General features: G+C 65.0%; 12 protein-coding genes. 8 read left to right on the forward strand and 4 right to left on the reverse strand.

Translation table 11 applies throughout. The annotated features are described in order from the left end of the window. The first annotated feature begins 64 nt into the window (after positions 1 to 64). The 5 genes from SALLO_RS0113150 to purM all read left to right on the forward strand — a co-directional run bounded on the left by SALLO_RS0113150 (position 65) and on the right by purM (position 5,356). Positions 65 to 2,011, forward strand: a complete 1,947-nt coding sequence (locus tag SALLO_RS0113150; RefSeq protein WP_040605779.1) for a TonB-dependent receptor plug domain-containing protein — start codon at positions 65 to 67, stop codon at positions 2,009 to 2,011. Positions 2,012 to 2,035: 24 nt separating this feature from the next. Further along, on the forward strand, positions 2,036 to 3,127 hold the full coding sequence (locus tag SALLO_RS17250) for a DUF5074 domain-containing protein (RefSeq protein ID WP_022836769.1): 1,092 nt from the start codon (positions 2,036 to 2,038) through the stop codon (positions 3,125 to 3,127). 68 nt (positions 3,128 to 3,195) lie between these two features. Beyond that, a complete protein-coding gene (locus SALLO_RS17255; protein ID WP_022836770.1) occupies positions 3,196 to 3,438 on the forward strand; it encodes a (2Fe-2S)-binding protein in 243 nt (80 codons plus the stop codon). A gap of 78 nt (positions 3,439 to 3,516) precedes the next feature. After that, entirely contained in the window at positions 3,517 to 4,329 is an 813-nt protein-coding gene (locus tag SALLO_RS0113165; RefSeq protein ID WP_022836771.1) for a squalene/phytoene synthase family protein, read from the forward strand. A gap of 25 nt (positions 4,330 to 4,354) precedes the next feature. Then, positions 4,355 to 5,356: a phosphoribosylformylglycinamidine cyclo-ligase gene (purM, locus tag SALLO_RS0113170; RefSeq protein WP_022836772.1), complete on the forward strand. Its 1,002-nt coding sequence runs from the start codon at positions 4,355 to 4,357 to the stop codon at positions 5,354 to 5,356. A gap of 10 nt (positions 5,357 to 5,366) precedes the next feature. Here purM and SALLO_RS0113175 read toward each other — a convergent pair whose 3' ends face one another. Together SALLO_RS0113175 and SALLO_RS0113180 are read right to left on the reverse strand one after the other, a co-directional pair. Then, on the reverse strand, positions 5,367 to 6,068 hold the full coding sequence (locus SALLO_RS0113175) for a CPBP family intramembrane glutamic endopeptidase (protein ID WP_084696305.1): 702 nt from the start codon (positions 6,066 to 6,068) through the stop codon (positions 5,367 to 5,369). 170 nt (positions 6,069 to 6,238) lie between these two features. Further along, positions 6,239 to 7,927 carry an acyl-CoA dehydrogenase family protein gene (locus SALLO_RS0113180; RefSeq protein ID WP_022836774.1) on the reverse strand — a complete coding sequence of 563 codons (1,689 nt, stop codon included), beginning with the start codon at positions 7,925 to 7,927 and terminating at the stop codon, positions 6,239 to 6,241. A gap of 263 nt (positions 7,928 to 8,190) precedes the next feature. Between SALLO_RS0113180 and SALLO_RS0113185 the strand changes: the two genes are divergently transcribed. Beyond that, positions 8,191 to 9,270, forward strand: a complete 1,080-nt coding sequence (locus tag SALLO_RS0113185; RefSeq protein WP_022836775.1) for a mannose-1-phosphate guanylyltransferase — start codon at positions 8,191 to 8,193, stop codon at positions 9,268 to 9,270. 34 nt (positions 9,271 to 9,304) lie between these two features. Beyond that, a complete protein-coding gene (locus tag SALLO_RS0113190; protein WP_022836776.1) occupies positions 9,305 to 10,492 on the forward strand; it encodes a DNA polymerase III subunit in 1,188 nt (395 codons plus the stop codon). A gap of 8 nt (positions 10,493 to 10,500) precedes the next feature. Here the strand turns inward: SALLO_RS0113190 and SALLO_RS0113195 are convergent, their stop codons facing one another. Beyond that, positions 10,501 to 11,955: an aldehyde dehydrogenase family protein gene (locus tag SALLO_RS0113195; RefSeq protein WP_022836777.1), complete on the reverse strand. Its 1,455-nt coding sequence runs from the start codon at positions 11,953 to 11,955 to the stop codon at positions 10,501 to 10,503. A gap of 84 nt (positions 11,956 to 12,039) precedes the next feature. Then, positions 12,040 to 12,444, reverse strand: coding sequence for a hypothetical protein (locus tag SALLO_RS0113200; protein WP_022836778.1), 405 nt, complete (start codon positions 12,442 to 12,444; stop codon positions 12,040 to 12,042). Between the two features lie 151 nt (positions 12,445 to 12,595). Here SALLO_RS0113200 and hpf point away from each other — a divergent pair, with 151 nt between their 5' ends. Further along, the gene (hpf, locus tag SALLO_RS17260; RefSeq protein ID WP_022836779.1) at positions 12,596 to 12,910 is read left to right on the forward strand and encodes a ribosome hibernation-promoting factor, HPF/YfiA family; all 315 of its coding nucleotides are present in this window, start codon (positions 12,596 to 12,598) and stop codon (positions 12,908 to 12,910) included. Positions 12,911 to 13,744 lie beyond the last annotated feature (834 nt).

A 13,744-nucleotide genomic window follows, 5' to 3' on the forward strand; every position in this document is an offset into this window, starting at 1 on the left:
GCTGAGCGCACGTCTGCAGGCATCGTGGCGGCCTACACCTTTTTGAGGGGCGGGCCGTTTATTTATGATGCACCGAACACTTCTTATCCTTTGGGCGCTCACGCTCGCTGGAAGCCTGTGCGCCGCACGCACCACGTGCGCGCAAGGGGCACCGCGTGATACGACGACAACGCCCGACACGTCGCGCGCGCCGCTGATGGAGGCGGTACTGCCGCGCCTGACCGTCATGGCTACGCGTCTTCCTACGGCCGCAGCGCAGGCGCCTGCCCGCATCGCTACGTTCGACTCGACCGCCCTGCTCACTACGGGGGCCCGCTCGGTGGCCACATTACTCCGCGAGCGGGCTGCGCTCCACGTTCGGCGCTACGGCCCGGGCGGCCTCGCCTCGGTGTCCATGCGCGGCACCGGCGCAGCCCAGACGCTCGTCCTGCTGGACGGGCATCGCATCGTCGATCCGCAACTCGGGCAGCTCGACTGGACGCTCCTCCCTACCGTCTTGCTGCAACAGGCCGAGGTGCTGCACGGGCCCGCCTCGGCCCTCTACGGATCGAGCGGCATCGGCGGGGCGGTGAATCTGCAAACTGTTGCGCCGCAACCTGCATTTCGCTTGAAGACGCAACTGCACGCGGGAGCGTTTGGCGCACGCGGGGGCAGCGGACTCATTACGGGCCGCGCTGGGCCGCTCAGCACGGTGGCCGCGGTATCCTACCGGCAAGCCGCCGGCGACTACTCCTACCGCAACGAGGCCCGCTTCCCGCCCACCCGTGTGGAGCGCACAAACGCCGATCGGCAGTTTGCGAATGCCTACGTCGCAACAGCCGTAACCACCGGCGCGCATCGCATCCGCGTCTCGGGGTGGTGGAGCCAGGCGGAGCGCGGCATTCCGGCGGCCGTGGGGGGCACGTCCGCGGCGCGGCAGTGGGACGAGAGCGTGCGCCTCTGGGCCACCGATACCTGGCAGCGTCCGTGGGGCACGCTCGACATTGGGGGGCTGGTGCAGCACAAAACCCTGCGCTACGTCGATCCGGCCCAAAACCTTGCCACTACCGGCCGCACATGGCTCGCCTCCGTCGACGTTACGGCGCGGCGGCCATGGGGCAACCGCTGGCGCGTGGCTTTCGGGGGCGATGCCCGCGGCGTCACGGCGCAGCATCCGCAGCTCGCAACCGCAGCACGCGAGGGCCACGCCAGTCTGTTTGCAAGCGGTAGCGGACGCTACGGCCGACTGACGGTGCACCCGGCCCTTCGCGTCGATGGCTACGCGCGGCCCGCGAGCAATGCAAGCGCTGTGGCCATCAGTCCGCGGCTTGGGCTCAACTGGCAGGTGGCGCGCGCGCCGCTGGTTGCCCTCAAGGCACAGGTTGGGCGCGCCTTTCGCATGCCCACGCTTAACGACCGGTACTGGCAGCCGGGCGGCAACCCGCAGCTGGCACCCGAGCGCAGCTGGAATACCGACGTGGGCGCGTACGTGCGGGGCGGCTGGTATCGGATGGAGGTGACGGCGTTTGCCAACTGGCGGTACAATCAGATTGTGTGGACGCCGCAGCCCGCCGGCTACTGGCGTCCGCAGAATGTGCAGAACGTGCGCGCGCTGGGCCTCGAGGCATCGGCCGAGCTGCACTGGACCCCCGCGGCGTCGTGGAGCCTGCGGCCGCGTGTGGCGGCCACCTACACCAACGCCCGCGACCGATCGGTGCGGGGCCGCCCGGGCTACAATACGCGCCTGCCCTTTCTGCCGGTAACGACCATCAAGCCATCGCTTACGGTGCAGTGGCACCGGTGGGCGCTCGACCTAAGTAGCCGCTACATTGGGGCGCGGCCCACGGGCGATGGCACGCGCGAGCCGTACCTCGTAACCGACGCGCACCTGCGCTGGCACACGCACATCGCCCAAACGCGCCTGGGCGCCACCCTTCAACTCCGCAACGCCCTAAACACGCAATACACCGTCGCCGACGGCCATCCAATGCCGCCGCGGCACCTACGCATCACCGTACGTCTTTCGCTTTAACCTATCGCAACCCACCACCGACCCATGCGCACAGTTCTGCACCGCCTGCTCGTTCTTTTTCTACTCGCTGGACTCAGCGGATGCGACCTGCTGGGCACCGAAGACGATGCCCCACCTGCCCCGGCACGCGTCGTTGTGGCCAACGCCGGCGCCTTCGGCAATCAAAACAGCAGCCTTACCTTCTACAACCCAACCAGCGACGCCACCGAGCGCCTGCCTGCCCAAGACGGATTTGCGTCGTACATCCAGAGCCTTGCGCGCTACGAGGAACGCCTCTACGTGGCCTTTGGCGAAACCGGCACCGTCGACATCTTCAACGCCGAAACCAACAGCCGCGTGGGTCAGCTCTCCGGCATTCCCAATCCCCGCTACGTCGCGTTCAGCGGCAATCAGGCATTCATCACGAGCCAGGATTACGCCAGCAACCCGCAGCCCGCGGTATACGTGGCCAATCTCGACACGCGCCAGATCGTCGACACCATTCCCGTGAGCGGATCGCCCGAGCGGATGGCCCTGGTGGGCGACCGGCTCTACGTGGCCGAGGGCAACCAAAACGGCACCCTCGCGGTGATTGACGCGACCAACCGTACAGTGATGGACGACGCCGTGCCCGTGGGATGCGACGTGCCCCGGGCGCTGGTACACGACGGCGATGGCGAACTGCTGGTCTTCTGCGCGGGCGCCACCATCTACAACGAAAACTTTGAGGTGGTCGATCGCACCAACGGCGCCATCCACGTGCTCGACCCCTCCACCAACACCATCACAACGGAAATTAGTCTGGACGGACAGCTGACCTCTGCCAGCCTGGGGCAGCGCGTGTGGCACAGCCCATCGGCCGATGTGGTGCATACGGTGGTGGGCGGCAACACCATCGTGCGTTTCAATACCGCGACGAACACGATTGCGGCGCGTATTCCGGATGATGGCGCACCCATTGGCACGCTGGCCTACGATGCGGCCGTGGAGCGGTTGTACGTGGGCCGGCTGGCGGCCGAGAATGGATTTGCGTCGGCCGGTACGGTGACCCTCCACCGCCCCGATGGCACACAAACCGGCTCGTTTCCCGCGGGCATCGCGCCGGCCGATGTGGTGCTGCAGCGGTCCACGCCGTAAGCGCTGTCTGATACCGTGGGTGCCCACTTGCTCTTGCACGCCCTTCATGATAACGATTGACCAAGCCCATGCACATTGACCGCTGCTACTGCTTCCAGAAAACCTTCGCCGAGCTGAAGGCCGTCGCCGAGGCGACAGGGGCGGCGTCGGTAGAAGCGCTGCAGGCCGAGGCTGTGTTTGGCCACAACTGTCAGCTGTGTCACCCGTACGTGCGGCGCATGCTGCGCACCGGCGACACCGTGTTCGACACGATCGTTGAGGCAGCCGATGAGCCGCCCACGCCGCAGCCCGCGCGCACGCCGTCCGACTGACGCGTTCTTCGCGGATCCCAGGCGCAAAGCGGCGGTTCGGACACAGCGGTACGCCCTCTTGTACTGACTCCCTTTGCTGTGTCTACGCTTCCGCGTCCGCTTTACGACACGTGGCCCGCGGCCCAACAACCGGCCGCAACGGCCCTGTGGGCATGGCATAGCGCCCTGGCGCGTCCGCAGGCGGTGGGCGGCGACGGGGCGTTTGGGTTCGACGACCACTTCTTTGCCGACGAGGCCGAGCGGGCAGCGGCGGGGGACGCGCTGCAGCTGCTGCCGGCCGGGGTTGCGCAGCCGGCGTACGAGGCCTGCGCGGCCCACGGGCTCGATCGTGCGCTGCTGGCCCGGCAGGTGCGCGCCGCCCGTCACCTGCACGGCCGCACGCGCTTCGCCACCGCGGCCGATCTGAATGCCTTTGTGCACGACTGGGCGGTTGCCCATGGCCACTTGTTGGCCGGCCTCGCCGGGCACAAACGGTTTGCGCGCAACCCCGTGGCCGAGCTCTCGCGCGGATTTTTTCTGCTCGGGCGCTTGTTGCAACTCCCCGATGACCTCGACGACGACCGGCTCTTCATTCCCGAAGCCGAACTGGATCAGCACGGCGTGCGGGACGTCCGACTCGTCGATGGCCGCATGAACGAGGACGTGCGGCGGCTGCTCTGGAAGCAATCGGTACGTATTCGCGATGCCCTGGGCCAGGGGCAACTGGTGCTGCGCGATGTGGACTGGCGGCTGCGCTTTCACCTCAAGCGCTACTGGCTTGGGGCCCTCGCGCACCTCGATGCGCTAGAGGCGGCCGGCTTCGATGTATGGGCGTATCGCCCGCTCCTGCCCTGGTATCAGCACGTACAAATTCACGTTCAGGCCTTCTTTGGCCGGGCCCTTAGCACGTAGCTCTCACCCACCTTCCCCTGTTGCCATGACCACCTACAAAGACGCCGGCGTTGATCTTGAAGCAGGCGACGACGCTGTTGATCGCATCAAGCCGCTGGTGCGCCAGACCTTCACGCCCGGCGTGCTCACCGATATTGGCGCGTTTGGCTCGTTCTTTGAGCTGGACCTCTCGGGGTACGAGCGGCCGGTGCTGGTGTCCTCGATCGACGGGGTGGGGACGAAGGTGAAGGTGGCAAGCCGCGCCGGGCGCTACGACACGGTGGGGCAGGATCTGGTGAACCACTGCGTGAACGACATTGCCGTGGGCGGGGCGGTGCCGCTGTACTTCTTGGATTACTACGCGACGGGCACCTTGCAGCCGGCGGTGGCCGAAGCCGTGGTGGGTGGATTTGCGACGGCGTGTGCGGCCAACGAATGCGCCTTGGTGGGCGGCGAGATTGCAGAGATGCCCGATGTGTATCCGGCGGATGCCTACGACCTGGCCGGGTGCATTGTGGGCCTCGTGGAGAAAGACAAGATTCTGGGACCGCAGCGGGTGTCGGCGGGCGACGTGCTCATTGGGCTGCCCTCCAATGGGCTGCATACCAACGGCTACACGCTGGCGCGCACGGTGCTCTTTGGCGCGTACGATGTGGACGATGCGCCGGAGGCGCTGGGCGGAGAAACCGTGGGCGAGGCGTTGCTGCGCGTGCATCGGTCGTACCTAGCAGCCATCCAGGCGCTGGTGGCCGAGGAGCTGGTCCACGCCTGCGCACACATCACCGGCGGCGGCCTGCCGGGCAACCTGCGCCGCGTCGTGCCCGAGGGCTGCGTAGCGGCTGTAGACTACGACGCCTGGACCCCGGGCCCGCTCTTCGATCTCATCCAAACCACCGGCGACGTGCCCACCGGCGACATGCGCCAGACGTTTAACATGGGCATCGGGCTGGTTGCCGTTGTTGCGCCGGATGCAGCCGATGCCGCGATGGAGACGTGGCGCGCAATGGGCGAGGCCCCCGTGCGCATTGGCACCGTGCGGCCGGCGTAAGGAGCGCTGCTCATCCAATGGCGCCGCTGTACACGTACCACCCCAGCCCGATGGTAAATGCAAAGGCGCCCCACAGCCCATGCTCGACGGTAACGAGCAGGGTGGAGTGCGAGCGCGTGTAGCGGTAGCCCAGCACCCAGCCGCTCACGGCCGTCATGAGCGGGGCCGTCCAGTTTGCAAACACGATATGCGCGAGTCCGAAGGCCACGCCGCTCACGGCAATTTTGGTGGCGCGTTGCGGAAAGAGCGCATCGTAGCGGTGAAAGAGGAACGCGCGGAAGATGACCTCTTGCGGGTAGACCGACACCACGGGGTAGGTGCACACGATGATGAGCCAGAGGCGCGGATGCTCACGCGGAAAGGACAGGAGCAGATCGGGCCGCAGGGCTGCCACGATGAGGACCGTGAGCGCGCCGCCCGCGAGAAAAAAGCGGCCGACAGTGCCCAGGTGCGACCGCGCCGCCGCCCGGTTCCAGAGGCGCGTGCGATCGAACGAGCGGTCGTAGTACAAGAGGGCGCCGCAGCCGAGCGCCAGGCCCATGAGGATCGGCGCAATGAGGCCGTCAAGGTGCATGCGCTGCGTGTACAGCAGCAGCGGAAGCCCCACGAACAGTAACGCAAACTCGGCCGCGAGGTACCACCGGAGGCCCGTTGCCGGAACCAGCGGCGCCTCGTGCAACCGATGGGCAGAAGGGGAGGAAGCCGTAGGCATACGCAGCTCACCGTTGATTCGTTGGTCGGCAGTAGGACGCCGTGTGCGGTAGACACGTACCAGCGGCACATGTTACGTGTCTCCGGTACGTGTCAAATAAACGGCAAACCGTTTCACCGACACGCGGCCCTCGGCGCATGCGTCATGCGTTTTCGGACGGTACGTACGTCTCACATCTGAAACAGCGTTTGGCGGGTGCGGTCTTGCGCCAGCTGATAGGCATCGTAGTGGCGGCGCGGGGCAATGCGGTCGATGCCCTGGGCTGCAAAATGCTCGACGACGGCGACGGCGCGGCCGCCCTCATGCTGCAGGGCCCACTGCGCGTGGCGCGCCAGGAGGGCGAGCTCTAGAGCCTGTCCAATGGTGCGCGCAAACCGACGGGCGCCGGCCTGCGGGGCCTGCTCGTCTTCTTTCGTGGCGTCGGAGAGCCAGCTGACCGCATTCCGAAACGCAGCCCGCGCAGTATCGACGGCTTGCTTCAGCTCCGGGGTTGTCACCGCGGCGGCGCAGCGGTTCAGCTCGTCGGTGAGGGCCTGCAAGTACCCATTGCGCCGCAGCGTCTGTAGGGCCACGAGCGACATCACGTTGGTCGTGCCTTCCCAAATGGGCAGGGCATGCACGTCGCGCATCAGGGCCGGGATGCCGGTGTCTTCGGCAAATCCGGCGCCGCCAAAGGCCTCCATGACCTCGCTGGTTACCTCCACCGCTTGCTTCGCAGTCGTCAGCTTCACGATGGGCGTGAGCGCCCGCAGCAGGTGTTGCTCGGTGGAAGACAGCGAGCCGGCCTCGCGTTTTCCCAGGAGCTCCACAAGGCGAAACGTGAGGTGAAACGCGCCCTCGTAGGTGGCCTGCAAGCCGGCCATGGTGTCGTAGTGGAGCGGCTTTTCAATGATGGGCGTGCCAAAGGCGGTGCGCGATCGGCTGAAGTCGCGCGCCAGGGCAATGCCGCGCCGCATGTACGCCACCGCAATTTCGGCATTCCAGGTGCGCGCAATTTCCACCATTTCGGTCAGGTAGCGCCCGCCCTCGTCGGGCGGCCCAATGGGGCTGCAGGCGGCGCCATCCAGCTGAATCTCGGACACCGGCAGCTTGCGAGCGCCCATGCTTTCCTTGAGGCGGTTCACGCGGATGCCGTCGTTTACGCTGCGCGCTTCGGTGCGAATGGGCAGGTAGAACAGCCCCAGGCCGTCGTACGCATCGGGGGCGGGCTTGGCCAGCACGAGGGCCATGTTGGCCATGCTGGAGGAGGTGAACCATTTGCGGCCGTAGAGGCGCCACTGCCCGTCCTCGTAGCGCGCCTCGGTTTGGATGCGGCTCAGGTCCGACCCGCCGGTTTGCTCGGTGCGCCATTGCCCGGCGGTCCAGAAGGCCTCCGGCGAGCGGCTCGTGAGGTGCGGCAAGGCGGTGGCCTTCAGTTCGTCGCTGCCAAAGCGGCTGATGGTGCGGGCGGCGCCGTCGGTGGTGGCCATCAAGAAGGCCGCCATGTCGGTGGCCGGAATGAACAGATGCGCAAGTGCAAACTGATGGATGCGGCTGTAGGCGCCGTGCGCCTGCTCGTACGGGGCGGCAATTACGCCGTATTCGGGCGCGAGCACCAGCGCCCGCTTCCACACATCCGTCAGCTCGATGTGGTCGATACGGTTTCCGGCCGCATCCCACTGCGTCAGCCGCGGCTCATTGAGACGGTCGGCCAGCTGCAGGTCGTACAGCTCGTTGGCCGCAATAGCACCGAGCGACTCCAGGTCGGGCGCAATGGCTGCATGCACATCCGCGGGAAGGACGCGCTGCAGGTAGCTTTTAAGAACGCGATCGTCATGGTACTGATTGGAAAGATCGGCAATCTTGGCGTCGTGTGACATACGGAAGCGTGCTGAATAAAATGGTGTCGGGCACGGTGTACACGCAAGAAAAACGCCGCAGAGCAGCCCGCGAGTGCGTCAGAGTCCCTGCCTCCTTGTCCGTGGGGACCGGGGACGGGTGTGGGGATTTTCCTTGCATGGGGCCATCCGGTTGATTTTTAACACAAACAACAGCAGCGCACCGCACGGCCCGCCTGATTATGTGCCGCGTGGTGCCTACCTTATCCGTTCCGCACTTTTCTCCACAAAGCGCTGCGCCCATCATGGCTACATATGCCGTTATCATGGCCGGAGGCATTGGCAGCCGGTTCTGGCCCGCCAGCCGCAAAGCCCGTCCCAAGCAATTTCTGAACGTCTTTGGCGACGCAACGCTCATTCAAAACACCGTTGCCCGCTTGCAAGGGCTGGTGCCGCCCGAGCGGTGCCTGATTGTGACGCACGAGCGCTACGTGCAGCAAACGAAAGAGCAGCTGCCGGCTGTGCCCGAGGAGAACATTCTGGCCGAGCCCATTAGCCGCAATACTGCCCCGTGCATTGCATACGCCGGGGCGAAGCTGCAGGCCCGCGATAAAGACGCGACCATGATTGTGCTGCCGGCGGATCACATGATCCAGAACGTACAGCGCTTTCACGAGACGCTGCACGTGGCCATTGAGGCCGCCCAGGCGCCGGAAACGCTCGTCACCATCGGTATTCAGCCTACGCACCCGGCCACGGGATACGGCTACATTCAGTACGATGGCCCCAGCATCGACGAGGCCGCCTTAGACGCCTACCCGGTGCGCACCTTTGCCGAAAAGCCGGACGTGGCCACCGCCGAGCGCTTTATCGACTCGGGCGACTTCCTGTGGAACAGCGGCATGTTCATCTGGCGGGCCGACACGATCATGGAGCAGCTCCACACGCATCTGCCCAAGGCCTACGAGGCGTTTCAGCCGGTGCGCGAAGCCGCCGACACGCCCGAGGAGCAGGAGGTGCTGCACACGGCCTTTCAGGAGAGTCCGCGCATCTCCATCGACTACGGCGTCATGGAGCGGGCCGATACGGTGCGCGTGGTGCCGGGCGACTTTGGGTGGAGCGACGTGGGCGACTGGCGCGCGGTGTACGAGCTCCGCGACAAAGACGAGCACGGCAACGCCCTGGAGGGCCAGGTGATTGTGCACGATAGCAGCCGCAACTACGTGCAGAGCGACGACGACCGCCTCGTGGTGCTTGTAGGCATGCACGATACCGTGGTGGTCGAAACGGATGATGCCCTGTTGGTGTGCAAACGCGAAAGCACGCAGCAGGTGAAAAATGTGGTGGAGTACCTGCACGCGCATCAGCTGGACGAGTACACGTAAACGGTACACGTAAACGAGTACGCCGGAGCGCATTATGGCCTGGACAGCACTCATTGAGCAGGAGCGGGTGGAGCGTACGCTGCGCCGCACGCTGGCGCAGGAGCGGGTGGCCCACGCGTACCTGTTCCATGGCCCGGCGGGCGTGGGGAAGCGCGCGGCGGCGCTGGAGATGGCGCGGGCGCTGGAGTGCACCGAGCAGCGCGCCGAAGCCTGCGAGTCGTGCGCGGCCTGCCGCAAAACGCGCCGCATGGTGCACCCGGATGTGCACGTGCTCATGCCTCATCCGTGGAGCCAAGAGGGCAAACGGGATGAGGACGACATGGCGCAGCGCATTAAGCGCCTGGGCGACAATCCGTATGCGCCGGTGGGGTACGCGCAACGCCCGTCGCTCGATGATCCCACGGCCACGTCCAACAAGCAGGTGCTGTACCGCATCGATCAGGTGCACAACGACTTGCTGCGGCCCATGAGCCTGCATGCCGGCGAGGGGCGCTACAAGGTGGGCATTGTGCCGGATGTGCATCGGATGCGAGAGGAAGGGGCCAACGCGTTTTTGAAGCTGCTGGAGGAGCCGCCGCCGCGTACCGTCTTTTTGCTCACCACGCACCGTCCGCAAGATCTCCTGCCGACCATTACCTCGCGCTGCCAGAAGCTCCGGTTCGACATGCTCTCGGAGGCCGCGATTCAGCGCGGGCTGCGGCGGTACACCGACGTGGCCGATGAGCGCGGGGCAATGCTGGCGCGCATGGCCGACGGCTCGCTTGAGCGGGCGCTGGCGCTGCACGAAAACGAGGCGCTCTTAGAGCACCGCATGTTGGTGCTGGAGTATCTGCGGAGCGCCTACACGCAGTCCACCCAAACCCTCAACAGCCAGATTCAGCGCCTGCGCAATAGCGGGCGGGAATCGCTCAAAAACGCCCTGCAGCTCATGCTGCGCTGGGTGCGCGACCTCATCTTGTACCGCGCACTGGGCACCGAAGCACCGCTTGTAAACGTCGATCAGCGCGAAGCGATTGCGCGGTTTTGCGACAACCTGCCCGATGCAAACCTGGAGGCGATGGTGATCCTCATTGAGGAGGCGCTGGCCCTTACCACGCGCAACGTGCGCATCGAACTGGTGCTCACGACGCTCGCGCAGGCCCTGGCGCGGGTCATGCGCGGGCTGCCGGCCGACGGGCTGTACGTATCACTCCCGGCGGCCGCGGCCCAACGAAAGGCGTAGGCAGCGCCCTACGACCACTGCACGACCCAGTCGGTGAGCCGCTTCATCCATCCGCGATAGGGCGGATACAGCGTCTGCATGACCTTCGACCCGGCCGTGCGCCGCACCACCGAGCGGGCGTTCGAGAACTCCCGAAAGGCATACACGCCGTGCCCCCGCCCGATGCCGCTGTGCCCCGCGCCGCCAAACGGCAGGTGGGGGTTCATGTAGTGAATCAGGACGTCGTTCACGCAGCTACCGCCGGCCACGGTGCGGTTGAGAAGGGCCTCGGTGGTTCGCTCGTGCTCCGAAAAGATGTACAGCGCCAACGGATTCGGCCGGTCGTTGATGGCGGCAATGGCGTCGTCGAGCGCCTGAAACGGAAGCACCGGCAGCAGCGGCCCAAAGATTTCCTCCGCCATGATGCGGCTGTCGGGTGGCACGTCGGTAAGCAGCGTAGGCGCCACGTAGCGCGTATCTGCCGCGCAGGTGCCGCCGGCCGCCACGGTTGCGCCGTCTTGTATCGCCTCGTCGAGGAGCCCAGACACATGCCGAAAGTGCTTGTCGCTGACCAGGCGGGCGTAATCGGGCGAGTCCTGCGGGGCGTCGCCGTAGAAGTCGGTGATGCACTGGCGCATGCGGTCGACCAGCGCGTCGTGCACCGAGGCATGCACGTACACGTAATCGGGGGCGATGCACGTTTGGCCGGTGTTGGTATACTTGCCCCACACAATTTTGCGCGCCGCGTCGTCGAGGTCGGCGCTGGCATCCACCACCACCGGCGACTTGCCGCCCAGCTCTAGCGTAACGGACGCGAGGTGCTCGGCAGCCGCACGCATCACGATCTTCCCCACCGACGGGCTGCCCGTGAAGTAGATGTGGTCGAACGGCTGATCGAGCAGGGCCTGCGCCACGGTTTTGTCGCCCCGAAACAGCGCGACGTCCGCGGGCGCATACAGCGACGCGATGAGGTCTTGCATCACCGCGCTGCTGTGCGGAGTGAACTCGGACGGCTTGAGCGTGACGGCGCAGCCGGCCGCGAGCGCCGCGATGAGGGGGCCCAGCGTAAGGTTGAAGGGATAGTTCCAGGGCGAGAGAATGAGCGCCACGCCCTTCGGCTGGTACCGAATTTCCGATTGGGTGCCCAGCAGCAACGGCGGGGTGGCCACGCGCTCCAGGGCCATCCATTCGTCGAGGTGCTGCAGTGCAAAGTCGGCCTCGTCGATGACGCTCTTGGCCTCGGTGAGGTCCACCTCGGGGGCTGCTTTGCGGAAGTCGGCGTATAGGGCATCGCGCAGGTCTTGGCGGCGGGCCTGCACCGCATCGCGCAGGCGGCGGATTTTGTCGCGTCGTTCAGCGGCCGTCGAGCGGCGGAGGCGGGCCGTGTGGGCCCGTTGTGCAGCAAACGTGTCGGCGATGCGCGCGCGCATCGTGTCGTTTGGCGCGGTTGGCGACGGCGGAGCAGAAGCGAGGGGAGCAGTCATAAAAGCACCGAAAGGTTTACACCGTTAACTCCACCAATGAACCGGGGCCACCGTGTGAAGATCCAATGGGGCCCGGTGTCGGTGTTACGCCGCATCATCGCGCGAGCCGCGGCGGAGGGCAAGTCCGCGCCGAATGACGAACGCGATCAGGGCCAATCCGAAAAAGACGAGCAGCATCCAGGCGATGCTCTGCAGCGTTTCGATGATGGTGCGGTACGCCTCCAGGGTCCAGCGCTCGGTGGTAAGCCGCAGCGGCGCATCCTTGGGGCCCAGGCCCGTGATGTAGCGCTCCAGATCGTAGAGCCGTACGCCCCCCGAGATGCCCACCACGTACAGCGCAAACAGGATGTAGCGCTGCCACGCGCCGCCCAATTCCGGGTCGATAACAGCCTCCAGAATGGCTTGAATGGGTTGCCGGAAGAGCAGATGCACGAGGGCCGCGGTGCCACAGGCGAGCGTGAAGGTGACAAGCAGCAGCGAGAAGAACATGGCACACGGAGGGTAGACGGCAAAAGGAACGTGGGGCTACGATCCGGTGCAATACCGCGCGCGCACCGAAACATATCCCGGAGTACACAATGAGATAACATGCCGCATCCATACGGCGCTCACATGCTACCACGACTACCCGCGACTGTTTATGAAAGTGCAGATCACCGCTCGTCACGTCGACCTCACCGACAGTTTGCGCACCCACGTTGAGCAGCGCACCCAGAAGCTAGAGCGCTATTACGACGGCATTGTCGATGCGCATGTCATTCTCGGGAAAGACAACTCACCCGCCGAGGAAAAGACCGCCGAGATTAACATCGACGTGTACCAGAAGCGGTTGTCTGCAGCCGACAAGGCGTCGACGCATGAGGCGGCGGTAAAGCTTTGCGTCGATCACCTGCGGCGGCAGCTTGAGCGCTACAAGGCGCAGCTCCGGAGTACGAACAAAGACGCGCATCGGTAGGCGCGCGGGTCAGTTAGGATCTTGTCTATGGCAGAAAATGCCCTGTTGTGGAGATTGTATTTCTAGATTGAGCGGTCACCTACCACTGTACGGTACGTTCAAGCTCGTTTGTGGAGGTTGTACCACGTAAAGCCCCCCCGCTCACTGCGTTCGCTCGCAATGACAGGAATGGTTGGATGAAGGGTCAAGCGTCGATGGTTCAATCGGCTGTTTGGGCCAGGTTGCCCCTACTGCACGCTCAACGCACAACAAAAAAATTCCCTCCTTGTCATCGCGAGGAATGAGCGGACGTGAAAGACGTGGAGGCCGAAGGTCATTCCTGTGGTGCGATCTCCGTGTATGGAGACAGACGATCCAATGCGGAGATTGCCCCTTCGGAATGACCTAAAGGCCTCGCTTTCAGCATGACCCAAAGCCCCCCTTCCAGGATAACCTATAAGGCCTCCACGCTCCTTTCAGTCGTTCGCAATGACAACAGGGGTGAAATGCAGAAACGATACGTCAATGATTCAGATGGCTGTTCGGACGGATTTGACCAACTGCACGCCCAACGAATCAAAAAAGCAGAAATCATTGTGTCATCGCGAGGACCGAACAGCGTGAGGGACGCGGCGATCTCCGTGTGTTGAGACAGACGATCCAATGCGGAGATTGCCCTTAAAGGCCTCCGCGCTCCCATCGATCGCTCGCAATGACAACGTTGGTTGATGATAAAAAGGGAGCGTTGATGGTTCAGGTGGCTGTCCGGTTCATTCCGGTCGGCTGCACGCGCAGCGCATCGAAAAAGCGCCCCACCTCTTGTCATCGCCTCAAACGAAGGGGGCGAAGAGCACG

The sequence above is a fragment of the Salisaeta longa DSM 21114 genome, from assembly GCF_000419585.1.
GTDB classification, from domain to species: domain Bacteria; phylum Bacteroidota; class Rhodothermia; order Rhodothermales; family Salinibacteraceae; genus Salisaeta; species Salisaeta longa.

What these genes read in the sequence shown, in the direction of transcription:
- SALLO_RS0113150 (WP_040605779.1), top strand. Translation starts at nt 65, where the DNA reads ATGATGCACCGAACACTTCTTATCCTTTGGGCGCTCACGCTCGCTGGA.
- SALLO_RS17250 (WP_022836769.1), top strand. Translation starts at nt 2,036, where the DNA reads ATGCGCACAGTTCTGCACCGCCTGCTCGTTCTTTTTCTACTCGCTGGA.
- SALLO_RS17255 (WP_022836770.1), top strand. Translation starts at nt 3,196, where the DNA reads ATGCACATTGACCGCTGCTACTGCTTCCAGAAAACCTTCGCCGAGCTG.
- purM (WP_022836772.1), top strand. Translation starts at nt 4,355, where the DNA reads ATGACCACCTACAAAGACGCCGGCGTTGATCTTGAAGCAGGCGACGAC.
- SALLO_RS0113175 (WP_084696305.1), bottom strand. Translation starts at nt 6,068, where the DNA reads ATGCCTACGGCTTCCTCCCCTTCTGCCCATCGGTTGCACGAGGCGCCG.
- SALLO_RS0113180 (WP_022836774.1), bottom strand. Translation starts at nt 7,927, where the DNA reads ATGTCACACGACGCCAAGATTGCCGATCTTTCCAATCAGTACCATGAC.
- SALLO_RS0113185 (WP_022836775.1), top strand. Translation starts at nt 8,191, where the DNA reads ATGGCTACATATGCCGTTATCATGGCCGGAGGCATTGGCAGCCGGTTC.
- SALLO_RS0113190 (WP_022836776.1), top strand. Translation starts at nt 9,305, where the DNA reads ATGGCCTGGACAGCACTCATTGAGCAGGAGCGGGTGGAGCGTACGCTG.
- SALLO_RS0113195 (WP_022836777.1), bottom strand. Translation starts at nt 11,955, where the DNA reads ATGACTGCTCCCCTCGCTTCTGCTCCGCCGTCGCCAACCGCGCCAAAC.
- SALLO_RS0113200 (WP_022836778.1), bottom strand. Translation starts at nt 12,444, where the DNA reads ATGTTCTTCTCGCTGCTGCTTGTCACCTTCACGCTCGCCTGTGGCACC.
- hpf (WP_022836779.1), top strand. Translation starts at nt 12,596, where the DNA reads ATGAAAGTGCAGATCACCGCTCGTCACGTCGACCTCACCGACAGTTTG.